At 57.0% G+C, this 24,165-nt stretch carries 24 protein-coding genes; 12 read left to right on the top strand and 12 right to left on the bottom strand.

Annotation, left to right across the window (positions count from 1 at the left end):
- The first annotated feature begins 28 nt into the window (after nucleotides 1-28).
- Nucleotides 29-1,210 (top strand): cytochrome P450, encoded by a 1,182-nt coding sequence (locus MHM86_RS00375; protein WP_239194614.1) that lies wholly within the window; start codon nucleotides 29-31, stop codon nucleotides 1,208-1,210.
- Nucleotides 1,211-1,376: 166 nt separating this feature from the next.
- Here the strand turns inward: MHM86_RS00375 and MHM86_RS00370 are convergent, their stop codons facing one another.
- Nucleotides 1,377-1,658, bottom strand: coding sequence for a SelT/SelW/SelH family protein (locus tag MHM86_RS00370; RefSeq protein WP_239194612.1), 282 nt, complete (start codon nucleotides 1,656-1,658; stop codon nucleotides 1,377-1,379).
- Nucleotides 1,655-2,116, bottom strand: coding sequence for an Lrp/AsnC family transcriptional regulator (locus MHM86_RS00365; protein WP_239194610.1), 462 nt, complete (start codon nucleotides 2,114-2,116; stop codon nucleotides 1,655-1,657). The genes MHM86_RS00370 and MHM86_RS00365 overlap by 4 nt, the downstream gene beginning before the upstream one ends.
- 141 nt (nucleotides 2,117-2,257) lie before the next feature.
- On the opposite strand from MHM86_RS00365, the gene MHM86_RS00360 reads away from it, so the two are divergent.
- The 5 genes from MHM86_RS00360 to MHM86_RS00340 all read left to right on the top strand — a co-directional run bounded on the left by MHM86_RS00360 (nucleotide 2,258) and on the right by MHM86_RS00340 (nucleotide 6,373).
- The gene (locus MHM86_RS00360) at nucleotides 2,258-2,560 is read left to right on the top strand and encodes a DUF2849 domain-containing protein (protein ID WP_239194608.1); all 303 of its coding nucleotides are present in this window, start codon (nucleotides 2,258-2,260) and stop codon (nucleotides 2,558-2,560) included.
- Complete coding sequence (locus tag MHM86_RS00355) at nucleotides 2,560-4,227, top strand: nitrite/sulfite reductase (protein ID WP_239194606.1); 1,668 nt, start codon at nucleotides 2,560-2,562, stop codon at nucleotides 4,225-4,227. The genes MHM86_RS00360 and MHM86_RS00355 overlap by 1 nt, the downstream gene beginning before the upstream one ends.
- On the top strand, nucleotides 4,217-4,960 hold the full coding sequence (locus MHM86_RS00350) for a phosphoadenylyl-sulfate reductase (RefSeq protein ID WP_239194604.1): 744 nt from the start codon (nucleotides 4,217-4,219) through the stop codon (nucleotides 4,958-4,960). Before MHM86_RS00355 ends, MHM86_RS00350 begins: the two co-directional genes overlap by 11 nt.
- Entirely contained in the window at nucleotides 4,957-5,364 is a 408-nt protein-coding gene (locus MHM86_RS00345) for a DUF934 domain-containing protein (protein WP_239194602.1), read from the top strand. Before MHM86_RS00350 ends, MHM86_RS00345 begins: the two co-directional genes overlap by 4 nt.
- 148 nt (nucleotides 5,365-5,512) lie before the next feature.
- Nucleotides 5,513-6,373: a ferredoxin--NADP reductase gene (locus MHM86_RS00340; protein WP_239194600.1), complete on the top strand. Its 861-nt coding sequence runs from the start codon at nucleotides 5,513-5,515 to the stop codon at nucleotides 6,371-6,373.
- A 163-nt stretch (nucleotides 6,374-6,536) separates the two neighbouring features.
- On the opposite strand, the gene MHM86_RS00335 is transcribed toward MHM86_RS00340, so the two are convergent.
- Entirely contained in the window at nucleotides 6,537-7,256 is a 720-nt protein-coding gene (locus tag MHM86_RS00335) for a hypothetical protein (RefSeq protein WP_239194598.1), read from the bottom strand.
- A 194-nt stretch (nucleotides 7,257-7,450) separates the two neighbouring features.
- Between MHM86_RS00335 and infC the strand changes: the two genes are divergently transcribed.
- Nucleotides 7,451-7,996 carry a translation initiation factor IF-3 gene (gene infC / locus MHM86_RS00330; RefSeq protein WP_058317840.1) on the top strand — a complete coding sequence of 182 codons (546 nt, stop codon included), beginning with the start codon at nucleotides 7,451-7,453 and terminating at the stop codon, nucleotides 7,994-7,996.
- Between the two features lie 128 nt (nucleotides 7,997-8,124).
- Nucleotides 8,125-8,727 (top strand): cyclopropane-fatty-acyl-phospholipid synthase family protein, encoded by a 603-nt coding sequence (locus MHM86_RS00325; protein ID WP_239194595.1) that lies wholly within the window; start codon nucleotides 8,125-8,127, stop codon nucleotides 8,725-8,727.
- Between the two features lie 7 nt (nucleotides 8,728-8,734).
- Here the strand turns inward: MHM86_RS00325 and MHM86_RS00320 are convergent, their stop codons facing one another.
- From MHM86_RS00320 to MHM86_RS00300, 5 genes are all read right to left on the bottom strand, one after another.
- Entirely contained in the window at nucleotides 8,735-9,124 is a 390-nt protein-coding gene (locus MHM86_RS00320) for a hypothetical protein (RefSeq protein ID WP_239194592.1), read from the bottom strand.
- A 143-nt stretch (nucleotides 9,125-9,267) separates the two neighbouring features.
- On the bottom strand, nucleotides 9,268-10,053 hold the full coding sequence (locus MHM86_RS00315; protein WP_239194589.1) for a xanthine dehydrogenase family protein subunit M: 786 nt from the start codon (nucleotides 10,051-10,053) through the stop codon (nucleotides 9,268-9,270).
- A 15-nt stretch (nucleotides 10,054-10,068) separates the two neighbouring features.
- Nucleotides 10,069-12,444 carry a xanthine dehydrogenase family protein molybdopterin-binding subunit gene (locus MHM86_RS00310; RefSeq protein WP_239194586.1) on the bottom strand — a complete coding sequence of 792 codons (2,376 nt, stop codon included), beginning with the start codon at nucleotides 12,442-12,444 and terminating at the stop codon, nucleotides 10,069-10,071.
- Nucleotides 12,445-12,552: 108 nt separating this feature from the next.
- Entirely contained in the window at nucleotides 12,553-13,038 is a 486-nt protein-coding gene (locus tag MHM86_RS00305) for a (2Fe-2S)-binding protein (protein WP_239194583.1), read from the bottom strand.
- A gap of 60 nt (nucleotides 13,039-13,098) precedes the next feature.
- Nucleotides 13,099-13,620 carry a CoxG family protein gene (locus MHM86_RS00300; RefSeq protein ID WP_239194580.1) on the bottom strand — a complete coding sequence of 174 codons (522 nt, stop codon included), beginning with the start codon at nucleotides 13,618-13,620 and terminating at the stop codon, nucleotides 13,099-13,101.
- A gap of 545 nt (nucleotides 13,621-14,165) precedes the next feature.
- Here MHM86_RS00300 and MHM86_RS00295 point away from each other — a divergent pair.
- From MHM86_RS00295 to hisH, 3 genes are all read left to right on the top strand, one after another.
- Nucleotides 14,166-16,862, top strand: a complete 2,697-nt coding sequence (locus tag MHM86_RS00295) for an ATP-binding protein (RefSeq protein WP_239194577.1) — start codon at nucleotides 14,166-14,168, stop codon at nucleotides 16,860-16,862.
- 114 nt (nucleotides 16,863-16,976) lie between these two features.
- Entirely contained in the window at nucleotides 16,977-17,564 is a 588-nt protein-coding gene (gene hisB, locus MHM86_RS00290; protein ID WP_239194574.1) for an imidazoleglycerol-phosphate dehydratase HisB, read from the top strand.
- A 181-nt stretch (nucleotides 17,565-17,745) separates the two neighbouring features.
- Entirely contained in the window at nucleotides 17,746-18,384 is a 639-nt protein-coding gene (gene hisH, locus MHM86_RS00285; RefSeq protein ID WP_239194571.1) for an imidazole glycerol phosphate synthase subunit HisH, read from the top strand.
- A gap of 88 nt (nucleotides 18,385-18,472) precedes the next feature.
- Here hisH and MHM86_RS00280 read toward each other — a convergent pair whose 3' ends face one another.
- Entirely contained in the window at nucleotides 18,473-18,856 is a 384-nt protein-coding gene (locus MHM86_RS00280) for a DUF2147 domain-containing protein (RefSeq protein WP_239194569.1), read from the bottom strand.
- A 143-nt stretch (nucleotides 18,857-18,999) separates the two neighbouring features.
- Between MHM86_RS00280 and hisA the strand changes: the two genes are divergently transcribed.
- Nucleotides 19,000-19,722: a 1-(5-phosphoribosyl)-5-[(5-phosphoribosylamino)methylideneamino]imidazole-4-carboxamide isomerase gene (gene hisA / locus MHM86_RS00275; protein WP_239194567.1), complete on the top strand. Its 723-nt coding sequence runs from the start codon at nucleotides 19,000-19,002 to the stop codon at nucleotides 19,720-19,722.
- 245 nt (nucleotides 19,723-19,967) lie between these two features.
- Here hisA and MHM86_RS00270 read toward each other — a convergent pair whose 3' ends face one another.
- From MHM86_RS00270 to MHM86_RS00260, 3 genes are read right to left on the bottom strand one after another with little or no spacing between them, the layout of a single operon-like run.
- A complete protein-coding gene (locus MHM86_RS00270) occupies nucleotides 19,968-21,368 on the bottom strand; it encodes a S8/S53 family peptidase (protein ID WP_239194565.1) in 1,401 nt (466 codons plus the stop codon).
- Nucleotides 21,368-22,255 (bottom strand): hypothetical protein, encoded by an 888-nt coding sequence (locus MHM86_RS00265; protein WP_239194563.1) that lies wholly within the window; start codon nucleotides 22,253-22,255, stop codon nucleotides 21,368-21,370. The genes MHM86_RS00270 and MHM86_RS00265 overlap by 1 nt, the downstream gene beginning before the upstream one ends.
- Nucleotides 22,256-22,266: 11 nt before the next feature.
- Nucleotides 22,267-23,991, bottom strand: coding sequence for a transcriptional regulator (locus MHM86_RS00260; RefSeq protein ID WP_239194561.1), 1,725 nt, complete (start codon nucleotides 23,989-23,991; stop codon nucleotides 22,267-22,269).
- Between the last annotated feature and the right edge of the window lie 174 nt (nucleotides 23,992-24,165).

Here is a 24,165-nt window from a genome sequence, read left to right as displayed (position 1 = left end):
GCCAGAGGGCTTGGACTAGCAACACGTCATGAAACACATCAGCCAATCGCCAACCGATCCCGACTTTGTGCAAAACCCCTACCCTTTTTATGACCGCGCCCGTGATGCAGGGCCGCTGGTCTTCTGGGAGGATTATAACCTGATCTGCGCAACGTCCTATGCGGTGGTGATGATGCTGTTCAAGGATCGCCGGTTCGGTCGCGAATGCCCGCCAGAATTTGCCTCCGAAATCCCCGATCGTCTGCGTCCTTTCTATGATATTGAGGCGCATTCGATGCTGGAGCTGGACGGACCGCGCCACAAACGCCTGCGTTCGCTGGTGCTGCGCGCGTTCACCTCGCGCCGGATTGCAGCGATGGGGCCAGAGATTGAGGCGCTGTGCCATCAATTGATTGACGACCTCCCTGTGGAGGGATGTGACCTGCTGGAAGCTTATTGCACCCGCGTCCCGGTCGTGGTGATCTGCCGTCTCTTGGGCGTGCCGGAGACCATGGCGGATGATCTGTTGGCGTGGTCCAATGCGATGGTGGCGATGTATCAGGCCCGTCGCACGCGTGCGATTGAAGATGCGGCGATGCGCGCCTCGACCGCGTTTCGGAACTTTATGATCCGCTACATCGACCAACGTCGCAGTGAGCCGGGTGATGATCTGATCACCAGCCTGATTGAGGCCGAAGAAGGTGGCGAGAAGCTGAGCACGGATGAGCTGATCACCACCTGTATTCTACTGTTGAATGCAGGCCATGAGGCGACGGTGCATTCGCTGGGCATCGCGGTGAAGACACTGCTGGAACAGAAAACCCCGCTGGATGTCCTATCGAACGCGGCGATTGACGGCACCATCGAGGAATCGCTGCGTTTCGATCCGCCGTTACATATGTTCACTCGCTACGCCTATGAAGAGGTAGAGGTGGCAGGCCATACGTTTAAGCGCGGCGATCAGGTGGCGCTTCTGTTAGGGGCGGCAAACCGTGATCCGGGTAAGTGGGATGATCCAGAGGTGTTCAATCCTGCCCGTCCCGTCGCCACCAATGTGGCCTTCGGCAGTGGTGTGCATTTCTGCGTCGGCGCGCCACTGGCACGGCTGGAGTTGAAGATCGCGCTGCCGATCCTGTTTGAACGGCTGCCTGGTCTGAAACTGGACGGTGCGCCACAGTACGGGGATGTCTACCATTTTCACGGGCTGAGCGGGTTGCGGGTGACGTATTGAAACCAAAGACGAACTGCCTCCTACCCTGAGACATTCCACGGTTTGAACCTTAGCCCCGAACCGAGGGGAGGCGCAATCGCGCCGCCCCGTGGGGGCGGTTCGGCGCGGCCCAACAGTGCCTGTTGGGCGGGCGCTTAATAGTAAGCGCGGTGTCTCAGGCGACAGGTTACCGATCCAGATGCCCCATATCCCGTTCGGGGTCGATCTGATCGCGCAGGCGCTTTTTCAGCTCCTTGGCCTCTGGAAACCCGCCGTCGCGTTTGCGTTCCCAAAGCAGATGCCCATCCACCCGCACCTCATAGGTGCCACCATAGCCCGGCACCAAGGTCACGCCGCCCAGATCCTCACCAAAGCTTTGCAACAACTCCTGCGCCATCCAGCCAGCGCGCAGTAGCCAGTTGCAGCCGGTGCAGTACTCAATCGTCACGACTGGTTTCGCATCACTCACAGCGGCAACTCCGTCGTTGATTTAATCTCTTCCATCGACAACAGCGCGGTGACGTTATGCACCTTCACTTCGGAAATCAGCGCCTGATAAAATTCGTCATAGGCCCGCGCGTTCTGCACCCGCACCTTCAGGATATAGTCGATGTCACCGGCCAGACGGTGCGCTTCCTGCACCTCGGGGCGGTTTTGCAGCGCGGTCAGGAATTTCTGCTGCCATTCTGCCTCATGTTCTGAGGTACGGATCAGCACAAAGAAACAGGCATCAAAACCCAGTTTTTCCGCATCCAGAACCACAGTCTGCTGACCCAGAACGCCCGCTTCGCGCATCTTGCGAATGCGATTCCACACCGGCGTCTTGGAAGACCCCACCTTACGGGCGATTTCATCCAGCGATTGACCTGCATCACTCTGCAACTCTGCCAGGATTTTGCGATCGGTCTGATCCAAGCGAACTGTCATTTCGGTCCCACCTGATTTTTTAGAACAGCGTATTCGTATTTGATCTGACGCTCTGGATAAAGTCCTTATTTGTTCCGGCCAATAGCGTAATGAGGGGATTTTTTTCTATATACAGACCAAGTCAACTTAAGGAGAAGGCAGATGCCCCGTCCCTTCACACCCAAAGTCATCACCGCGAACGCCCTTTTGGAAGGCGATGTCGTATATTTCACCGCCCAGGACAGCTGGTCGCGCGAAATGTGTGAGGCTGAGGTACTGGAAGACCAGGCCCATGCCGAGGTCCGTCTGATCGAAGCATCGCGTCAACAAGACGTCATCGTCGGTGCCTATCTGGCAGACGTAAAGCCGGGCGAACAAGGCCCCGAACCCACCCACTTCCGTGAGGACTTCCGCCGTACTGGCCCGTCCAACTACTTTCACGGCAAACAGGCAGAGGTGCACTAATGTATCGCTATAACGACTTCGACGATGCCTTTCTGGCACAGCGCAACGCCCAGTTTCGCGCACAGGTGGAACGCCGCATCTCCGGCGCCCTCACTGAGGATGAGTTCAAACCGTTGCGCCTGATGAACGGCCTTTATCTGCAGCTGCACGCCTATATGCTGCGCGTGGCGATCCCTTATGGCACCCTGTCCAGCGACCAGATGCGTCAGCTGGCACTGGTTGCGGACAAGTGGGACAAGGGCTATGGCCACTTCACCACCCGCCAGAATATCCAGTACAATTGGCCGAAACTGCCGGACGTGCCGGATATCCTCGACAGTCTGGCAGAAGTGAACCTGCACGCGATCCAAACCTCGGGCAACACCATCCGCAACGTGACCGCCGACCATTTCGCCGGTGCCGCTGCTGATGAAATCGCCGATCCGCGTCCTGTGGCTGAACTGATCCGTCAGTGGTCCACCGATCACCCGGAATTCCAGTTCCTGCCGCGTAAGTTCAAAATCGCCATCACCGGTTCCCCAAACGACCGCGCTGTGACCCGTGCCCATGACATCGGTCTGCGCATGGTGGAGCGCGACGGTGTTGCAGGCTATGAGGTGATCGTGGGTGGCGGTCTGGGCCGCACGCCGGTTGTGGGCAAGGTCATCAATGAGTTCCTGCCGCAGGCGGACCTGCTGCCCTACCTCGAGGCGATTGTGTCGGTCTACAACACATTGGGACGCCGTGATAACAAGTACAAGGCCCGCATCAAGATCACCGTGAATGAAAACGGTCTGGATGAGGTGCGCGCCCGTGTTGAGGAAAGGTTTGCCGCGATCCGTCCGCTGTTTGCGGGGGTTGATCAAGAGATGCTGAAATCAATTGAGGCGCATTTTGCTGCGCCCGAGTTTGTCAGCAAAGACGTCGCACCCTATGATCAGGCCTACGCCAACGATCCGGTATTCCGCGCCTGGGCTGACACCAACCTGTCAGCACACAAAGCGGACGGCTATGCCATCGCATCGATCTCGATCAAGGCGCATGGCCAAACGCCCGGCGACGCGACCAGCGATCAGATGCGCGTCATGGCCGATCTGGCCGAGAAATACGGTCACGGCGAACTGCGTATCAGCCACGAGCAGAACGTGATCCTGCCGCATGTACACAAGGCAGACCTGCCCCGCGTACACGCCGCACTGAAAGAGGCCGGTCTGGCCACCGCCAACATCGGTCTGATCAGCGATATCATCGCCTGCCCCGGCATGGATTACTGCGCGCTGGCAACCGCCCGCTCGATCCCCGTTGCGCAAGAGATTGCAGAACGCTTCGAGGAGCTGAAGCTGGAGCATGAGATCGGCCCGCTGAAGATCAAAATCTCGGGCTGCATCAACGCCTGTGGTCATCACCACGTGGGACACATCGGTATCCTTGGCCTCGACCGTGCTGGCGTCGAAAACTACCAGATCACGCTGGGTGGTGACGGCACTGAGGATGCGGTGATCGGTCAGCGTGTCGGCCCCGGTTTCGCCTATGATCAGGTTGTGACGGCGATTGAGACCATCATCACCACCTATCTCGCGCAGCGCGAAGATGAAAACGAAACCTTCCTCGACGCCTACCGTCGTCTGGGTCCGGATCCGTTTAAAGCCGCGCTCTATCCGGAGGCCGCGAAGAAAAATGCCGCTTGAGGCCCCCCTGCAACGCGTTTCGGAACGGGTTGAACACCTGAACCAGCGCTATCAGCACCATGCGGCCAGCGCGGTGTTAAAACGGGCGATGACAGACCCGCAGGTGGGTCGCATCGCTATGGTTTCGTCTTTTGGCGCTGAAAGCGTCGTGTTGCTGCACCTTGTGGCGATGGTGGACCCCACCACGCCGGTGCTGTTCATTGACACCCAGATGCTGTTCCCTGAAACGCTGGACTATCAGCGTGATGTGGCAGAAAAACTGGGCCTCACCGATGTGCGCGTGATCCACGCCGACGCCGGGGAGGTGGCCGAACAGGACCCTTTTGGCGCATTGCACCTACGCGACACTGACGCGTGCTGCGATCTGCGTAAAACCCGGCCTTTGGAAAAGGCTCTTGGCGGGTTTGACGCGTGGATCACAGGACGTAAACGGTTTCAGGCAGGCAGCCGCGCCGCCCTTGAGTTCTTTGAGAACGAAGAGGATAAGCGTATCAAGGTGAACCCGCTGGCGCATTGGGAAAAGCAGGACGTTCAGGACTACCTGATCAACAACCGCCTGCCCAAGCACCCGCTGATCGCCCAAGGTTACCCGTCGATCGGCTGCCGGCCCTGTACCTCGAAGGTGAAACCGGGCGAAGATGAACGTGCAGGCCGCTGGCGCGGCAGTGAAAAAGAAGAATGCGGAATCCACATGGTGGACGGCAAAATGGTAAGAATTGGAGCGCAACAATGAGCGTGATCGTAAGCGATAAAGGCTTTGCCAACGATGACTGGGTTGGTCCGATTGCAGCACTGGAAGAGTCTGAAAACGCAATTGCAGTGGATCTGGCGTCAGATGATGATCCCACCCTGCTGCAGGACCGTCTGAATTCGATCCAGCTGGTCCGTGTGGATTTCCCCAGCTTTGCTGATGGCCGCGGTTTCACCATCGCCCGTCACCTGCGCCTGCTGGGCTACACCGGTCGTCTGCGTGCCAAAGGTCACGTGATTTCCGACCAATACGCCATGGCCCGCCGCAGCGGCTTTGACGAGGTGGAAATCAGCGACGAACTGGCCGCGCGTCAGCCCGAAGGCGAATGGAACTTCCGCGCTGACTGGCGGGCAAACGACTACCAAAATCGCCTGCGCACAGGTTAAATAGCAGGCAACCCGCCAGCTGGCCGCATGTCACCTGCATGCTGCCCCTGCCCGCGACGGTTGCCTGACCCCATCTGATCCTGCCTTTCATCTGACATGGATCAAAGATAGATAAAGGATGCCGGTTTAAATATCGGCTAAACCGCATATGACAGAGACATCAACCGTGACCGAAGCTGCTGACGTAAAAGCGCCCAAGGCGCCCGCCCTCCCCGATGCCCAGACTGTAACCGAGGTCAAGCATTGGACCGACCGCCTGTTCTCTTTCCGCTGCACACGCCCGGCGTCACTGCGCTTCCGATCTGGTGAGTTTGTGATGATCGGTCTGATGGGCGATGTGAATCCCAAGACTGGCAAACAAAAGCCGCTGCTGCGTGCCTATTCCATCGCCTCTCCGTCGTGGGATGAAGAGATGGAGTTCTACTCGATCAAGGTACAGGACGGCCCGCTGACCTCTAAGCTGCAGCACATCAAAGTGGGCGACGAAATCATCCTGCGCCCGAAACCAGTCGGCACGCTGGTGCATGACGCACTGCTCCCCGGCAAACGCATTTGGTTCTTTGCCACCGGCACCGGCTTTGCGCCCTTCGCTTCGCTGCTGCGCGAACCGCAGACCTATGAGGACTATGATGAGGTGATCATCACCCACACCTGCCGCGAAGCGGGTGAGCTGACCTATGGTCGTGAACTGATCGAAGGCCTGAAGGACGACGAACTGCTGAACGAGGTGATTGGTGAAGGCTTCTGGAAGAAGATCAAATACTACCCCACCACAACCCGCGAAGAGAGCGCCAAGATGGGCCGGATCACCGACCTGATGCGTTCTGGTGAAGCGTTTGCCGATCTGGGTGTACCGCCGCTGAACCCTGAAAGCGACCGCGCGATGATCTGTGGCAATCTGGCGTTTAACCTGGAACTGAAAGACCTGTTTGAAAACACCTACGGTCTGGAAGAAGGCGCCAACTCCAAGCCTGCGCATTTCGTGGTTGAGAAAGCCTTCCTCGACTGATCACCTGTCGGGATCGCTGCAACATCGAAAACCGCATCCTTTCGGGTGCGGTTTTTCTTTGGCGGGATGCCAGCTGATCCAGTGCGCAGATGGATTGTGAAACAAAAACCGCGCCCCAATGGGACGCGGCAGCGATTTGATACCGAACAGAATGGTTGCGGTATTACAGGCCCAGCTGCATGCGTGCTTTTTCAAGCGCAACCGACAGCATTTCCGGGTTGTCGCGGGCCGTTTCCAGACCTTTGGTCAGGGCAACCTGTGCCAGCGCATTCAGTTCCGAGTCAGCGATGAAATCGGATGCTTTATCGAAATCAAAACCTTCGACAGTAAACAATTCTGCCGCACTGGACCCAACAGCAACCGCTTTTTCTGTCACCGCACCGGTCATATCCTTAGCCGCATCAACAACAGCATTTTCAGTTACCGCTTCAACAGCATCACCAGCCACATCGCTGGCAACCTCACCCGCGCCTTCAACCACACCCTTCACAGCGGCCAGGCTATCACTGACGGCATCGGTCGCGGCTTCACCAGCGGCGCTGGCAACGTCGCCTGCAACCTCACCCACGGTCTCTGTCACGGTTTCGGTCACAGTTTCCGCCACTGCCTCTGCAGCTTCCTGTGCGCCTTCTACGGCGGTCTCTGCCACCTCTTGAACGGCCTCTGCGGCACCTTCTACGGCGTCTTCTGCGGCGGTTTGTACCGCTTCTACAGCCTCGTCCACTGCGGTCTGCGGCGCCTCTTCAGCAATTTCCTGCACCTCAACGGCAATCTCTTCTGCTGAAGGCACTTCGGCCACCTGTTCGTCGTTCGGGCTGGTCAGCGCCAAATACCCCGCAACAACTGCAACCGCAGCAACCACCACACCAATCACAAATTTCATCACATCAATCCTTATATAATGCAGCGGCATGACCCGCCCTGTGAATTGCCCTGTAAAAAGCGCATCGCCCGGGGACATTCTAGGGGGAAAAGACACAGATTTGCCCCCTAGTTTCATTATTGCCGCTTGAAGACTGGTCGCGACGGGGATAAGTTTGCTCCCGCAAATTTGCCAACGATTGAAGGATTGAACCCATAGCCCGCAGACCTCATAACGCGCCCCCGACACGCGACACCGGCCCACGCACCAACGAGCGCATCCGCGCCACCGAAGTGCGCCTGATTGGAGCAGAAGGTGAAAATGTCGGCGTTGTCTCGCCCGCCAAAGCCATGGCAATGGCCGAAGAGGCAGGCCTAGACCTGGTGGAAATCTCGCCGAACGCGAAGCCTCCCGTCTGCAAAATCATGGACTATGGTAAGTTCAAGTACGAACAGCAGAAACGGGAATCCGAGGCCCGTAAAAAGCAGAAGATCATCGAGGTGAAGGAGGTGAAATTCCGCCCCAACACCGATACGCACGACTATGAGGTCAAGATGCGTAACGTGATCAAGTTCCTGGAAAAAGGCGACAAGGTGAAGGTCACCCTGCGTTTCCGTGGCCGTGAAATGGCGCACCAGAACTTGGGCCGTGAGTTGCTACTGCGAGTTGCCGAAGACATCAAAGAATTGGGCAAGGTTGAAAACATGCCCAAGATGGAAGGCCGCCAAATGATCATGATGATCGGCCCGCTGAACAAGTAAGCCTGATCCGGATCAGACGCATTTAAAAACGCCCCTGCCACAGTTGCGGGGGCGTTTTTTATTGCGGCCCCTTGATTGCCTGCGCACGACCGCATTTATCAGGACCACGCACCGAAAGGATGAGGCACATGTGGGAACAACGCTACTCAGGCACAAACGATTACCTATTCGGCACCGCGCCGGCGCAGTTTCTGCGCGATCATTTAGATCATCTGGTCGCAGGTCAGACCGCACTGGCTGTCGCCGATGGTGAGGGGCGTAATTCGGTCTTTATGGCGGAACGCGGCCTTGAGGTGACGGCGCTGGAGTTTGCCCCCACTGCCATCGCTCGGGCAGAGATGCTGGCGGATGAGCGTGCCGTCGATGTCACCTTTCAACAATGCGATATCTTGCGCGACCCTTGGCCAGAGGCGCAGTTTGACATCGTTGCGGGCATCTTTATCCAGTTTGTCGGCCCCGAGGAGCGCGCGCTGCAGCTCGAGCGCATGAAAGAGGCGACCAAACCCGGTGGCATCGTCATGTTGCACGGCTACACACCGAAACAGCTAGAACACGGCACCGGCGGGCCGCCGTTTGTCGAAAACCTCTACACGCCTGAAATGCTGCGCGCCGCCTTCGCAGGCTGGGACATTGTAACACTCAACGACTATGAGCGTGAGGTACAGGAAGGGCGCGGTCATTCCGGCATGTCAGCGCTGATTGACCTGATCGCCCGCAAACCTGTGGATTGACCTGCCCTCAGGCGATCGCGCGCTCACCACGCAGCCACTTAATACTCTCAGGGATGTCCAGCCCCAGCGACACCAGGTCCACCATCAGCAGAATGCCCAAAAATGCAGTATAAACTGGGGTGAGCTCTCCCATGGCCAGCTCTTTGGACACGATCACAACAAGTGGGATCCAGAAGAGCAGGTGCGAGATAGACATCGCCTTGGAGATACCGCGATCCAGCGCCATAATCAGCATGTTGGGCAGCATTCCACCGATGGACAGGGCTGCGATCAGGCCGGCGTTCGGTTGATCCAGAAAGGCCAGCGGCAGAAGGTTCATAGGTATCAGGATCAGGCCAACCCAGATCTGAACCCACAGAGGGGTGCGGCGGAAACTCTGCCAGATTTCGATGATCATTGTTTGGTGCTCCAAATAGCGTGTACGATCGCGCTGATTAGGAGATGAAAACCCCCAGCGACAAGAGCCGGGGGTTAACCTGTGATAATAATTTTACGTCTGTGTGGCCGATTCATCAAATCGCCATATTTACAGCGTTGTGTTTACAGGGCTGCCTCGACCGCTCGCTGGGCCAAAACCTTGATCAAATTGGCCCGATACGCTGGTGTGCCATGCAGGTCGTGGATCAACCCATCAGCACTGACAGACAGATCATCCAGCGCCGCTGCGGAGAAGGTCGTCCCAAGCGCCGCCTCTGCCTCTGCCCAGCGCATCACGCCATCCTCGGATGCGCCAGTGACTGCGACACGCACGCCATCGCGATATTTGGCAACAAAGACACCGGTCAATGCGAAGCGCGAAGCGGGTTGTTCGAACTTCTGATAGCTGGCCTTTTCGGGAATGGGAAAGCGGACATCGGTGATGATCTCCCCCTCCTGCAGCGCAGTGGTGAACATGCCGTCAAAAAATGCATCCGCCGCGATTTCGCGCGCGTTGGTTACGACGGTTGCCCCTGACGCCAACACCGCCGCCGGATAGCACGCGGCCGGATCATTGTTGGCCAGTGATCCCCCAATGGTACCGCGGTTGCGCACCGCCGGATCGCCAATGCCACCAGCCAGAGCGGCCAGCGCAGGATAATCCGTCGCCTCTGCCGCGACTGTGGCGTGGGTTGTTGCGGCACCAATGGCGATTTGACCGCCGTCAGGGCACACACCCTTCAGCGCATCAATCGCGGTCAGGCTGACCAGTTTCGTTGGCGCATTCAGGCGTTGTTTCATCGACGGGATGAGAGTTTGGCCACCGGACAATGCCAGTGCGTCTTCATCCTTCAGGGCGGCAACCGCCTCTTCGATGTTCGCAGGCTGTTCAAAGTCAAAGTTATACATTCTGACTGTCCTCTCTCACTTGACCGACTGCATCGCGTTCCACACACGCGATGGCGACAGCGGCATATCGATATGGTCTACAGGGTAGCCACCACGGTGCAGGGCATCGATCACTGCGTTGACCAATGCGGGGGGCGAACCGATTGCACCTGCTTCACCACAGCCTTTCACCCCAAGAGGGTTGTGCGTACAGGGTGTCTGACAGGAATGATCCACCTCAAACATTGGCAGGTCACTGGCCCGTGGCATGGCGTAATCCATATAGGACCCGCTGAGCAGCTGGCCGTTGTCGTCATAGACGCAGCTTTCCAGCATCGCCTGACCGATACCTTGAGCGACACCACCATGTACCTGACCTTCGACGATCATTGGGTTGATAACATTGCCGAAATCATCTGCAGCGGTGAACCCCACGATCTCTACCTTGCCAGTGCCGGGGTCCACCTCTACCTCGCAGAAGTAAGCACCGGAGGGATAGGTGAAGTTTGCCGGATCATAGAACGCGGTTTCCTCAAGCCCCGGCTCGATCTCTTCCAGCGGGTAGTTGTGCGGCACGTATGCGGCCAGACAGACGTCGCCCCAGGCCACGGATTTATCCGTGCCCGCGACCGAAAACTGTCCATCCTTCAGCTCAATATCCGCATCTGCGGCTTCCATCAGGTGAGCGGCGATTTTCTTGGCCTTGTTGATGACCTTTTCAGCCGCACGCACCATCGCCGATCCGCCCACCGCGATAGAGCGGGAGCCGTAGGTGCCCATGCCCATCGGGGTTCGCGCAGTATCGCCGTGGACGATATCAACCTGGGCTTCGTCAATGCCGATCATATCCGCCACCACCTGAGCAAAGGTCGTTTCATGCCCCTGCCCATGACTGTGGCTGCCGGTCATCACCGCGATGGACCCGGTGGCATTGACCCGTACCGTGGCCGATTCATAAAGACCCGCACGCGCACCCAACTGCCCAACAAGGTTAGAAGGCGCAATGCCGCACGCTTCGATATAGTGCGCAATGCCGAAGCCGCGTAGCTTGCCGCGCGCCTTACTCTCTGCCGCGCGGGCGTCAAAACTGGCGTAATCAGTCAGCGCCAGCGCCTTGTCCAGCGTCGCGTGGTAGTTGCCGGTGTCATAGGTGACGGCAACGGGTGTGTCATAGGGGAACTGTTCGGGTTTAATAAAGTTCAGCCGCCGCAGCTCTGCCGGATCCATGCCCAATTCGCGCGCAGCCTTATCCACAACGCGTTCCAATTGGAACGTCGCCTCAGGCCGACCGGCACCGCGATAGGCATCCACTGGCACGGTGTTGGTAAAGACCGCCTTCACGTTCACATAAACCAAAGGCGTGATATAGTTCCCCGCCATCAAGGTGCCGTGCAACCACGTGGGGACCGAAGGTGCGAAAGTCGACAAATACGCGCCCATATTGGCATAGGTGTCGGTGCGCAGAGCGACAAATTTATGCTCTGCATCCAGCGCCAGTTCGATCTTGGTCACGTGATCCCGGCCATGGGCATCGGAAATAAACGCCTCCGACCGTGAGGCAGTCCATTTGACCGGACGATTGATCGCCTTGGCTGCGAAGGTAACAAAGGCCTCTTCCGCGTAGTGGAAGATCTTGGTCCCAAAGCCCCCGCCCACATCAGGCGCCACAACGCGCAGTTTGTGTTCAGGAATACCCAGCACAAAGGCCCCCATCAACAGGCGGATCACATGCGGGTTTTGCGAGGTGGTGTAAAGCGTGTGCTCATCATTGGCGCGGTTGTAATCGCCAACCGCCACACGCGGCTCCATCGGGTTGGCAACCAGACGGTTGTTCACCAGTTCCAGCGTGGTGACATGGGCGGCATTTTGGATCGCCTGATCCACCGCCTCGCGATTTTCCTCCACAAAACCCCAGTCATAGCAAAGGTTTGAGGTCAGATCGTCATGCACCTTCGTGGCACCATCGGCCACGGCTGCCTTCATATCGATCACTGCGGGCAGTTCGGTGATGTCAACATCGATCGCCTCTGCAGCGTCGCGGGCCAGTTCCGGCGACTCAGCGATAACCACCGCGATCGGATCGCCCACATGACGCACCTTGCCCTCGGCCAGAACCGGATGCTTCGGCTCTTGCATGGGCTCCCCATGACGGTCTGTCACCTGCCAGCCGCAGGGAATGCCGCCGACGCCTTCGAAATCCTTCGCAGTGAAGACCCGAACCACACCTTCCATCGCCTCTGCCGCCGCAGTGTCGATCCCGTTGATCACACCATGCGCCACATCAGAGCGCAGGAAATGCGCATAGGTTTGGTTCATCAGATTAATGTCATCTGTGTAGTTGCCGGTTCCGGTCAGAAACCTGACGTCTTCGCGCCGCTTGCTGCTCGCGCCAATGCCTTGATCCTTTGGCATATTATCCTCCCTAGAAACGGTCGGGCCTCCTCCTGCCCTTCCCTTTCAATGATCTGAAAATACTCAATGAAACCGCGCCACATGGCGCAGCGGATCTTGGTTTTAGGGTTATTCCGCCGCCACCGGCGCCACGTCCTGGCCTGAGGCCGCCATAATGGCGCGGACGATGTTGTGATAACCGGTGCAGCGGCAGATGTTGCCTTCCAGATGGTGGCGCACCTCGGCCTCGGTGGGTTTGGGGGTGTCTTTCAACAACGCCGCTGCCGCCATCACCATGCCGGGCGTGCAGAACCCGCATTGCAGACCGTGGTAATCCTGAAACGCCTGTTGGATGCGGTTCAGCGTGCCGTCTGCTGCGGCCTGTCCTTCGATGGTGGCGACATCTGCGCCTGCGGCTTCTTGTGCGAACATGGTGCAGGATTTCACTGCCAGCCCGTTCACATGCACCGTGCAGGCGCCGCATTGGCTGGTGTCACACCCCACATGGGTGCCGGTCAGCCCCAGATTTTCGCGCAGGAACGTGGACAAGAGCGTGCGGCCCTCAACCTCTCCTGACACGGATCGACCGTTCACGGTCATCGTCAGTTTCGTCATTGTGCCCTCCCTAAAGCATTGCAATGTGCATTTCGGTACTTGCGTTATGACCGGGCTGCTTTAGCCCAGCATTTTCTTGAACCACCCTTTCTTATGGGTGTCTTCTGCGACCTCCTCCGCCGCATCCTCACCTTCTTCAGGCTCTTCAACCGCCTCCTGAAAGGTCTGGAAAAACTGATCCGCCATCTTTTTGGCAAATCCATCAATGATACGACTGCCCAGTTGGGCCAGCTTACCGCCCACCTTGGCTTCGACCTCATAGATCAGGCGGGTTCCACCGTCTGGCCCATCCTCCAGCATAACCTTTGCCGCACCCTTGGCAAAGCCTGCGGCGCCTCCCTTGCCCTCACCTGTCAGAGTGAGCGATTGACCTTCGACAATATCGGACAGCGTTACGCCGCCCTTAAAGGTTGCCTTCACGGGCCCAACCTTCTGCACCACTGTGGCCTCAAACCCATCAGCGGCGCTGCCGGTCATCTCTTTGCAACCGGGCACACAGGCGCCCAGCACCTCCGCCGACAAGAGCCCCGTCCAAACTGTTTCGCGATCAGCCTTGATCTCGCGGGTGTCAGAAAGCTGCATGTCGTGATGTCCTTCGTTTCTGCAGCAAGAGGCTGCATCTGGCTGAGTATTGAGCTAGGTCACCGCCAAGAAAGAACCAGTGCCAAAAAATCCAGCCCCGAACACGCGGAACCGATCGTGTCACCAACAACCTGCGGTACAGTCAGCCTAGGAGGATGAGTCGCAATTTGGCAAGCCTCTGCGTCCGCTGCACAGCAGCATTGACCACCGCTCTCTTTTTGGGGGGCACCCAGACCAAAGAGGTCCACCGCCCCCAAATTTCTGCCTTGGTAAGGTCACATCCATCCAAATGCGCCCCCTGACCGCCTTTTGCAGCGCAGAAATTAAGGGCAAAACAGGCTATCCTTGACCCTGCGGCATTCAGGTACAGCCCCCCGTAGTCTGCAAAGGCACCGAGAGCACCTGCACCATGGATCGCCGCAGGGTCCAGTTTGACTCCAGTTTCGACGTCAGGCCGCCTGAGGGCAGCACAGGCGTTTGGCACGGGTTTTGCGAATGGAGCCATCTGTACTTGTTTGTGTTCTACTGCAGCGAAAGTCGCGCCCGTGTCTATCGATCCGCATATCACCAAACCCGTCCCCCGCCCTGCTTGGCTGGCCCGCCTGGCGCGTGCCTTTGGTCCACCGAACCCCAAGCCAAAACATTTCAGCGACGAAGAGCTTTACGCCGTACGCCCCACCAGCGCCCAGCGAGTGATCGGCAATCCCCGTTTGCTGGGGCTTTTGTCGCTGATCGGGCTGATTTTGATGACCGCGCTGACGCTGAAGGTAATCAAAGACGTCCGCCAGCTGCGCCAGTCCACCATCGAGGACATAGAATGGTCCCTGAACGAGGCCGAGGTGGAGTTCCTGTCCTACCAATACGCCGTGCGGCAGGCCGCGTTTGGATCTGGGAGCAACTATGTCACCATGCGGCGCGAATTTGACATTCTGCAAAACCGTATCGACGATCTGCGCTACGGCGTGATCTATGAGCCCCTGCGCGCCGCCCCCGGATTTGAGGATGCAATCAACGCGGTGGCAAACCACCTTGGGGCCAGCGCCGCCGCCGTGCGCAGTCCCGACAACGTCCTGCGCGCCGCCCTGCCCGAGATGGAAAACCACGCTGTCGCAATGGCGCCGCATGTGCGTTCGATGGCAGCGGCAGGTCAAACCAATCTGGACGTTCTTCTGGATCACGACCAGCTGGCGCTATCGACCACACTGACGGTCATGGGAGTTATCGGCTTCATCTTGACCACCTCTCTGGTTCTTTTAGCATTTTATTTCAATCAATTGCGCCGCCAATCTGAAGCGCGCCGCATTTCCCTGATCGCGGCAGGGGAACGCACGCATGCGGTGATGGCCAGTTCCCTTGACGCGGTGATCGTCTGCGACGCCGACGGCGTCATCGAAGAATTCAACGCTGCCGCAACCGAAACCTTCGGCTTCTCCCACCAAGAGGCCGTGGGCCAAAATGTTGCCACCCTCTTGGTGCCGCCAGAACATCGTGACGCACACAATCGCGGCATGCACCGTGTCAGCCATGGCGGTGGCTTTCATATGGTTGGCAAAGGCCGCGTGCGGATGGAAGCGATGCGCGCCGACGGCAGCCACTTCCCGATTGAAATGGCCCTGCAAAAGAGCGAGACGCATGGCCACCTGATGTACATCGCCTTTGTGCGCGACATCTCTTACCGCGTGCGCGCCGAACGTGACCTGATAGAGGCCCGCGATCAGGCCCGCGCTGGCGAGAAGGCAAAATCGCGCTTTCTGGCAGTAATGAGCCATGAGATCCGCACACCGATGAACGGCATCCTTGGCAACATGTCGCTCCTTCGCGAAACCCAGCTGACCGAGGAACAGCAGGGCTATCTGACACATATGGAAAGCTCCAGTGATATTCTCCTGGGTCATGTGAATGATGTGCTAGACATCGCCCGCTGCGAAGACGGCAAACCGTTGGTGCAATACCGCCCGACCCGCCTGCGCGAAATCATCGACAGCGCGGTCGAAAGCATGCGCCCACCTGCGGAGGACAACGGCAATTCGCTGACCCTGATCCATTCCGGCCCTGATCTGGGCTGGGTGCAGACCGATCCCGGCCGGGTGCAGCAGATGCTGCTGAATTTGTTGTCGAACGCGGCCAAATTCACTGAACACGGCTCTATCGTGGTGGATGTGCGCTGCAAGGCGGGTCAGGACGATGTGGTCATTCACATCAAGGACGACGGTATCGGCATTGCGGAAACCGCTTTGGATCGCGTGTTCGAGGATTTCTTTACCCAAGACGACAGTTTCGCGCGCAAAACCGAGGGCACCGGTCTGGGCCTCGGCATCGTGCGCCGCATCAGCGAAGCGCTAGGCGGCAGTATCAGCGTTGAAAGCACCCTTGGCGAAGGCACCACCTTCACCCTTCGTCTGCCCATGCTGCAGTGTGACGCGCCCGAAGCCGAGACGCCCCCCGCGCCACAGGTTGAGGATGCGGTGGATCAGAACACCACCGATATGCTGAAAGTTCTGGTGGTCGAGGACAACCAGATCAACCGCGATGTGGTCCGCGCCATGCTGATCCGTGAAGGCCATCTGGTCGAAGAGGCGCACAATGGCCAATCCGGCGTCGAAAAGGCCAGCGAGGAAGAGTTTGACCTCATCCTGATGGACATCTCCATGCCGGTCCTAGATGGGCGCGAAGCGACACGTGCAATCCGCGCGGGTCAGGGCCCCTCGGCCAAAAGCCCAATCGTTGCGCTGACCGCCCACGTAATGCCGGAAAACGTGACCGAATTTCTGGGGCTTGGCATGCAGGATGTGCTGCCCAAACCACTGCTCCGTCCCGATCTGCAGCGGATCATCCGCGACCATGCGGCGGCGGCGAACAATGACACCTGCCCTACGCTGTTGCGGCTGAACCGGATGCGTCAACTGGTCGACATGGAAGTGAACAAAGCCCTGCGTGAAAGCGTTGGTGAAGCCTATGATATGCTGCTGACCCAGATGCGCGAAGAGCTGCAGGACCTGCTGGAATGGCTGGTCGAGCATGAACAGCCGCTGCCAGAGGTGGCGGAGCGTTGTCACAAGTTTGCCTCCAGCGCGGCCGTCTTTGGTGCGATCCCACTGCAAGAAATGCTGGTCAACATCGAACTGGCAGCCAAAGGCAAAGACACGGTGGAGGTCAGCCGTCGCATCGAACAGCTGCCCGACCTGATGGCAAAATCCCTTAACCGTCTGAACGGCGGCGGCACCAAACACAAAATCGGTTGAGCGCACGCGTCTCAGGCGCAACGGTTGCCCCCAAGTTGGCGCCCACCGTCGCAGCAGGCTTTCATTGCGCCGCGCCGCGACTTATAAGCAGCGCGATAGCTAACGGAGGCCCAGATGCGGACCGCAACCATCACCCGCCAGACGGCAGAAACCGAAATCACGGTCAAGATCAACCTCGACGGCACTGGCCAGTACGACAACCAGACTGGCGTGGGTTTCTTTGACCATATGCTGGACCAGCTGTCGCGTCACTCTCTGATCGACATGACTGTGCGCGCCAAGGGTGATTACCACATCGATGACCACCACACTGTTGAGGACACCGGCATTGCCATCGGTCAGGCACTGACCGCCGCACTGGGCGACAAAAAGGGCATTAACCGCTACGCAGATTGCCATCTGGCAATGGACGACGCTCAGGTCCGCTGCGCGCTCGATCTCTCTGCACGCCCCTACTTGATCTGGAACGTCGCGTTTGCAGCGCAGAAAATCGGCACGTTCGACACCGAACTGGTGCGCGAGTTCTTTCAGGCGCTCAGTACTCATGGCGGCATCACCCTGCACGTTGATCAGATCCACGGCTTTAATGCCCACCATGTGGCCGAAGCCGCCTTCAAATCCGTCGCCCGCGCCCTGCGCACAGCTGTAGAGACCGACCCGCGCAAGGCCGATGCGATCCCATCAACCAAAGGCGCGCTTTGATCTGTTTTGAGTATTTGAGGATCATTGAAAGGCCTCGTGCCGTGCGTATATTCACTGGTCTGAAAATGTGCCGGGGATACTTTGGGCATCTTTGATGAGCCAAAAGGGGCAGCGCCCCCTTCCCCTGCCCCACCTATCTAAGTTCGCCAGACCTCTGGCTCCCCGAAAGAAGGCCTACCCCATGCTGACAGCGATTGTAGATTACGAAAGCGGCAACCTGCATTCCGCCGAAAAGGCCTTTCAGCGCATGGCGTCTGAAACGAATGCGGGCGATGTTGTCGTCACCTCTGATCCTGACACGATCCGCAAAGCCGATCGTATCCTTCTGCCCGGCGACGGCGCCTTTCCGGCCTGCCGTCAGGCGCTTTTTGACCATCGCGGTGTGTTTGAGGCAATGGAAGAGGTGGTGATCAAAGGCGGCCAACCCTTCCTTGGCATTTGCATCGGCATGCAGATGCTGGCGACGCGTGGCCTGGAATATCAGGAAACCGCAGGCTTTGACTGGATCGGCGGCGACGTGGACAAAATCAGCCCTGCTGACCCCAGCCTGAAGGTGCCACACATGGGCTGGAACGATCTGGTGATTGACACGCCCCACCCGGTGTTTGATGGCATCAAGACTGGCGATCACGCCTATTTCGTGCACAGCTATCACATGAAGGTCGCCAACCCTGCACATCTGCTGGCCCATGTGGATTACGCCGGACCGATCACGGCAATTGTGGGCCGCGAAAACATGTTGGGCATGCAGTTTCACCCTGAGAAAAGCCAGAAAACTGGCCTGCGTCTGATCGCGAACTTCCTCAACTGGAAACCCTGAGTGTCACTCGGTCAGCCCGGCCTTTCGACCAACAAAAACGCAGCATCCGGTGACGAATGCTGCGTTTCTTTTACCTTAACGCCTGTGATTACTGCACGCGGCTCCAGGTTTGTTTTTTGCAGAACGGACCAACACAGCCCGAAACCTTCAGGCTGTTCCCCGACAGGGCCATTTTCGATTTGAAGATCTTGCCGGTCGACGGCTGCCAGATCTTGCCACCTTTGTAGGATCCGCTGCCTTCAGGGTTCATGTCCCAGACAATCTTCTTGCCGACATTAGGGCTGGTGACGGCGCCATTGGCATCGAAGGCGCTGCTGATCACACCACAGATCTGCTCACCGCATTTGGACATGGTCACATGCGCGTAAGCACCTGCGTCTTCCTCGGTTTTCCAGACGCCTTCAACAGGATCAGCATAAGCCCCAGCCGCGCCCGCAATGGTCAAAGCGGCGGCCAAAATCATCTTTTTCATCGTGTTTCCTCCCTAAACAGGGTCACTGTGAACGTGGGACGCGATTCCGATCAAGACTTACATAGGGTCAGGGGGCAGCGCGCCGTTGCTTTTTCGCCGGTCAGGGGGCACAAGGCGGGGGCAATTTCTGAAAGGGACCACCGATGATCCTCTACCCCGCGATCGACCTCAAGGATGGCAATGCCGTGCGCCTGTACAAAGGCGAAATGGACCAAGCCACCGTGTTCAACGACAACCCCGCTGCACAGGCGCTGGAATTTGTCGAGGCTGGCTGTGAATGGCTGCATCTTGTGGACCTGAACGGCGCCTTCGCCGGTGAGCCGGTCAACGCCGCACCGGTGGAGGAGATCCTGAAACAGTGCAAAGTGCCCGCACAACTGGGCGGCGGCACCCGCGATATGGCCACCATTGAACGCTGGCTGGACAAGGGGCTGGCGCGCGTGATCCTTGGCACCGTGGCAGTAGAAAACCCTGATCTGGTCCGCGAAGCAGCCAAGGCTTTCCCGGGCAAGGTCGCCGTGGGCATTGATGCGCGCAACGGCCGTGTCGCCACCAAAGGCTGGGCGGAAGAGACCGATGTGATGGTCACAGATCTGGCAAAATCCTTCGAGGATGCAGGTGTGGCCGCGATCATCTACACCGACATCAACCGCGACGGCGCTATGCAGGGCCCGAATGTGCAGGCCACGGCCGATCTGGCCAACGCCGTATCTATTCCGGTGATTGCCTCGGGGGGGGTCAGCTCGCTTGACGATCTGCGCAACCTGAAGGCCTGCGGCGCGGCGCTGGACGGTGCGATTTCTGGCCGTGCGCTATATGATGGCGCGATTGATCTAGGCGAGGCACTGAATGTGCTGAAGGGCTGAGACCCGCCTAAGGCTAAGAAGATGTGACAAACCGGCGCCTTCGGGGGCCGGTTTTTGCTTCAGGGAGGGCTTTGCCCATCAGGCCCCCTTGCAGGTCGTGGATAAGCTGGCGGCATGCATGATGCCAGCCAGCCAGTTGCTGAGAACGTTCTCATTCAATGCACGCCAGAACGAACCAGCTTCTCAAATGCTTTCATCATCTTGCACTTTGGCAATGAAATAATCAGACAACGTCGCTTTTCCAATTAAGATACTTCAGTTGAGCTATCTGGAAAAACGGCCGCTCCCGACCAAACAGGCATCAAAAACGTTTCGCCATCCGCAGTGATCTCCTCGCTCTTGGCAAGCAACCACGCCTTGGCCTCAATACCACTCTTTGCTTGTAATGCATTGGTCGATTTTGCCAACGAAAGGAAACCGGCAACCAATGCAGAAGACGCCGAGGTCCCACTAAACCGCGAATAATAAGAACCAAACTCTCGCAGAGAGCCATCGGTGGGCGTCTTGTCAAAGGGGCTGCCAGAATACCCGGCTTTTCCCGGTACATCCGTGCTGATCAAATCAAAGCTAGAATACAGATGATTGTCGTTTGGTGTCGGCACGCCAGTCGGATCGTAATTCGGGTTCTGTTCGTCTAGCCGGACCTGCGTTCGGTCAAACACTTCTGCATCGCCACTTGGCGCCAGGACCGTTACGTTGCGGCTTACAGAATAGCTGCAGCGCACGCCCTTGGCATTCAACGCACCCACGGACACAATCCCATTGTGCTCACTGGCCAGATTGGCTGGGTAAATGGCATTGTCTTCATTCGCATTCCCTGCGGCGCAGACCACGGGGCGATGCTGGGATACGGTGACCATCAACTCCGAAAGCTCAGACCAAAGCTCGGCTTTCTCCGCCCGTGGCGCAATCTGTTGTATTGCATCACCAAGCGGCGCGCCTGAAACAAGTTCATCCCCAAGCTCTGGAACGGTACGCGTTGGATCGGCAATATTCCGAGGAAACAGAACCACATCTGCGTCGATCAAATCCGCATAGAGAAAAGCAAGCAGCAAGCTTTCCGGATCGGGATCGAAGTTCGTGGAAATCTGAACGATTTCGCACATCGGATCGACTCCGCAATACGGCAATGGCAGAGGCGCCGTTGAACCATTTGGCAATTTTTGCTCTGCCATACACGCGCGTGCACCAACCAGTCCGGCGATACTCGTGCCATGATTTGAAAACGCAGGATCCGTGCAGGGCTGTACACCGGAGAAATGCGCCGGGGATCCATGTGAGAGCCGATCAACAAATTCGGCTAAAAGCCGAACAGTACGCGGCAAGCCGTCAGCTATATTCGTTGACCAATTTAGATCTAGATTATCGATCGGGGTCTTGCCCTCACCACGATACGGAAATGACCCCAAACGCGCTGAAAACAAATCAAGCGATAATTCTTTGTTGATAGCCTCTTGCAGATTAGGATGCTCAATCGCTGCAGAGGTATCAATCACCGCAACGCGGGTTGGTTTCTGAGGCTTAGAGAGCGACCACCCTTTAGGTTCGTTGCCCTGATCAAGAATACCCATTGCATGGAGGTGCCAAAGCGCATCGTAGTTTGGGTAAAGCGCGTTACCGGTTAGGTTTGCAGAAATTGTATTCATTAAATCCACTCCTCCAAAGCAGCAAGCATTTGATCTTTAATTACTTTTTCCAAAACAGGGGCAATCATCCGGGCCAGTTGATAGCCCGCCTCAGTATCAGAGGCATAATGCAATCCAGCCCATTCTCGGTTCTCTGCAATGCGTCGCGCGCTGTTGAACAGTTCCGAGCTTCCCGGATGTTCCGGAAGCATGCGCGAGAACAAAAAGGCAATCGAAAATGATTGGAACGCATGATTGGATGGATAAGATTGGTGTGCTGGGTTGGCCAAAATAGGTCTCAGCCGTGGCTCTACCTGATTTGGGCGCAACACATTGTAGCGCGCTTTATAGCGCAAACCGATCTCATCTGTGAGCGCGAGGATCAGATAAAATAAACTTTCCGTAGCTTCGTATCCACCCAAAGACTCAATGCCCAAAGGGCGTAAATACCCCGAAAGCTCAATATCAGCTTCCCGAAAAATTTCATCAATGCGGCGGCTTTGATCTGTTGTTTGCAGCAACACTTGCTTGCGCAGCAATTCGACTGCCTCAATCCTGAGCTGTTCAGGGGATGGTGGTAAAGGTACCGGCAGGTTGTTCCATTCCGCAAGCAGAGCGTATAATTTCTCGCGCTCCCGCCAGGGTTCCAGCATTCCACCGCTGGCGACCACATCCAAGGACCGGTTGCGGTTTCTATTGCGGTTCCTGTTGCGATTTCGGTTCCTGTTGCGGTTGCGGTTCCTGTTGCGATTCCGATTTCGGTTTCTATTCCGATTCAACGAAAGCGCCGACCCAGCCGCAGCACCCACCGCAGGGTCCGCAACAGGGTTTTCCGCCTCATCATCCAAAACCAATCCAGTGGACGTGACCGTAAATCGATGTTTGGAAAGGATATCGTGGTCAATCATATTGTGTCCTATTATTTGAAGTTGCTTATTTTATTTAGAATTTGAGTTTCCAATTTCGGGTCCGCGATACGGAACCGCGCTTTACGGATCTCATCATCGGCAAAGGCCGCATCAAATTTCAAAATGTCTTTATACGTTCCCTCAGCCGCCTCGTCTTGCCCCGTCGCAGTCAGACTCACGAGCAAATACCGCAGCGCCGCCCCAAATCGTGGCTGCTTGAGGAGTGCACTCCGACTAGACTGGATCGCTGGCCCATGCTGCCCCAGCATCGTAGACGTCATCGCCAATGTGGTTTCATAGCTAAAGCACATCGGGCTGAAACTGCCCAAATAGACCGCCCGCTTGGCCGCATCATGTGCTGCATCATAATCCCCGGAATACAGCTTATTGAGCGCATAATGGTCCCAAACAAAAGCCTGATTTGGGTTCAAGTTCAGCGCACGCTCTAGAAGCTCGGCGCCTAGTGCATGATCTTGAAACACATAGCCCATTGTGTGCCCCAAACAGGCCAGAGAGATCGCGTTGAATGGATTTTGATTCAAAGCATGGCGTGCCAGTTGCGCCGTATCCGACGCTGTGGCTAAATCCAAATGCCCTAGGTTTTCACCGATCTTGAAAGAGGCGGCGTAGGTTTGTAGCGCCGCAAACAAGGCTTCATCAGCGCCCGTTTGATGTTTAATCAGCAGCTTCTCGGCATTATTCAAAGCCTCATCGTCCAGACGAAACATCATGTTGAGGGCAGTATAACCAGTCAGATCACGCGCTGCGTCTGCATCCCGCATCACACGGCGATGGGTTGTTAACGTCTTGGACATCCGGTCCACGTTCTGAGACACAAACCCGGCGAGTACATAGCTGTCAAAACTCAGCACATCTTCAATGTCTGCCTGAATCGACTGGCTCCAAGCCAAAGACATGCGATCGGCATGATAGAGAAAAAAAGTGATCGTTATAGATGCGCGGATTTGTAAAACACGCACCCGCATTAAAAAGTCGGCCTCATTCCCGCCGACAATACTTTCAGACGGGATTTGCATATCCCGGAAGTCATACAGATCGATCCGATGCAATTCGGCTGCATTTTTCGCGATGCCTTCCAGTACGAAATCGGCAATGTGGGCCGTCGTTTGGTCGCAGCCCTGTTCGATATTTGGCAGCACACCTATCGAAAACCGTGCCAGGGGCTCTGGCAATACATCTGCCGGACGAAACACCTCTGACTTCTGCGGCGGTATTTCAGTGATCTCGCTGGCTCTGGAAAAATAGCACTCTGATTTTTCTTGCCAGATCTGACGCTCTAACAACAACCAGTCTTCAAATTCCTCATCTTTGACATCAATCCCTTCCAGAAGATCGGTGTCAGAAGAAATATTGAGAGTCTCCAAGAGGTGTAAATCAGCTTGCAACGCATCATAATCGATCCAAACGGCTCCGGGCTTAAAGCTGATAGAATGTCGGTCTAAGTCAAAAATGGCATCGAAGGCCCAGCCAAGATCACGTCTGAGTTCAAAAACAACTTGACGCAAGCTGGTCGCTGATTTGCGCTCGTCACTTTCGCTCCAGAGTTTGTCGCGCAGCCAAACCCGCGTTCTCTGACGTCGGGGTGCCAGAGCAATCATCGCGATCAGCGCCTGAGCCTTTTTACCTTTAGGCGTGCAGTTCTTGCCCGCTGCATCGTGCAGCGCAAATGGGCCCAGTAAAAAGAGCTTGGCCTTATTCGCAGCGGTTGTGCTCATACTGGCATCTTGCTTGGGAACAGGTGCATTTGAAAAGGACTTGGTTTTACGAACAGGTGCTACGCATGCAGATCCACTGGCTGTTATACCACTGCCCTCGAAGTAGAGAGAGTTTCTGCATGCTGAGGAAAATGTTTTATATTCAAAACCTTGAGTCATGAAAATTGGAACACC

The sequence above is a fragment of the Thalassobius sp. Cn5-15 genome (assembly GCF_022347685.1).
Lineage (GTDB): Bacteria > Pseudomonadota > Alphaproteobacteria > Rhodobacterales > Rhodobacteraceae > Thalassobius.
The sequence above is the reverse complement of the archived record's forward strand: the minus strand, read 5'-3'. Positions and strand labels throughout refer to the sequence as shown.

Excerpts from the sequence above, each read along its gene's own strand:
- MHM86_RS00375 (WP_239194614.1), top strand. The coding sequence starts at position 29 with ATGAAACACATCAGCCAATCGCCAACCGATCCCGACTTTGTGCAAAAC.
- MHM86_RS00365 (WP_239194610.1), bottom strand. The coding sequence starts at position 2,116 with ATGACAGTTCGCTTGGATCAGACCGATCGCAAAATCCTGGCAGAGTTG.
- MHM86_RS00360 (WP_239194608.1), top strand. The coding sequence starts at position 2,258 with ATGCCCCGTCCCTTCACACCCAAAGTCATCACCGCGAACGCCCTTTTG.
- MHM86_RS00355 (WP_239194606.1), top strand. The coding sequence starts at position 2,560 with ATGTATCGCTATAACGACTTCGACGATGCCTTTCTGGCACAGCGCAAC.
- MHM86_RS00350 (WP_239194604.1), top strand. The coding sequence starts at position 4,217 with ATGCCGCTTGAGGCCCCCCTGCAACGCGTTTCGGAACGGGTTGAACAC.
- MHM86_RS00345 (WP_239194602.1), top strand. The coding sequence starts at position 4,957 with ATGAGCGTGATCGTAAGCGATAAAGGCTTTGCCAACGATGACTGGGTT.
- MHM86_RS00340 (WP_239194600.1), top strand. The coding sequence starts at position 5,513 with ATGACAGAGACATCAACCGTGACCGAAGCTGCTGACGTAAAAGCGCCC.
- MHM86_RS00335 (WP_239194598.1), bottom strand. The coding sequence starts at position 7,256 with ATGAAATTTGTGATTGGTGTGGTGGTTGCTGCGGTTGCAGTTGTTGCG.
- MHM86_RS00325 (WP_239194595.1), top strand. The coding sequence starts at position 8,125 with ATGTGGGAACAACGCTACTCAGGCACAAACGATTACCTATTCGGCACC.
- MHM86_RS00320 (WP_239194592.1), bottom strand. The coding sequence starts at position 9,124 with ATGATCATCGAAATCTGGCAGAGTTTCCGCCGCACCCCTCTGTGGGTT.
- MHM86_RS00315 (WP_239194589.1), bottom strand. The coding sequence starts at position 10,053 with ATGTATAACTTTGACTTTGAACAGCCTGCGAACATCGAAGAGGCGGTT.
- MHM86_RS00310 (WP_239194586.1), bottom strand. The coding sequence starts at position 12,444 with ATGCCAAAGGATCAAGGCATTGGCGCGAGCAGCAAGCGGCGCGAAGAC.
- MHM86_RS00305 (WP_239194583.1), bottom strand. The coding sequence starts at position 13,038 with ATGACGAAACTGACGATGACCGTGAACGGTCGATCCGTGTCAGGAGAG.
- MHM86_RS00300 (WP_239194580.1), bottom strand. The coding sequence starts at position 13,620 with ATGCAGCTTTCTGACACCCGCGAGATCAAGGCTGATCGCGAAACAGTT.
- hisB (WP_239194574.1), top strand. The coding sequence starts at position 16,977 with ATGCGGACCGCAACCATCACCCGCCAGACGGCAGAAACCGAAATCACG.
- hisH (WP_239194571.1), top strand. The coding sequence starts at position 17,746 with ATGCTGACAGCGATTGTAGATTACGAAAGCGGCAACCTGCATTCCGCC.
- MHM86_RS00280 (WP_239194569.1), bottom strand. The coding sequence starts at position 18,856 with ATGAAAAAGATGATTTTGGCCGCCGCTTTGACCATTGCGGGCGCGGCT.
- hisA (WP_239194567.1), top strand. The coding sequence starts at position 19,000 with ATGATCCTCTACCCCGCGATCGACCTCAAGGATGGCAATGCCGTGCGC.
- MHM86_RS00270 (WP_239194565.1), bottom strand. The coding sequence starts at position 21,368 with ATGAATACAATTTCTGCAAACCTAACCGGTAACGCGCTTTACCCAAAC.
- MHM86_RS00265 (WP_239194563.1), bottom strand. The coding sequence starts at position 22,255 with ATGATTGACCACGATATCCTTTCCAAACATCGATTTACGGTCACGTCC.
- MHM86_RS00260 (WP_239194561.1), bottom strand. The coding sequence starts at position 23,991 with ATGAGCACAACCGCTGCGAATAAGGCCAAGCTCTTTTTACTGGGCCCA.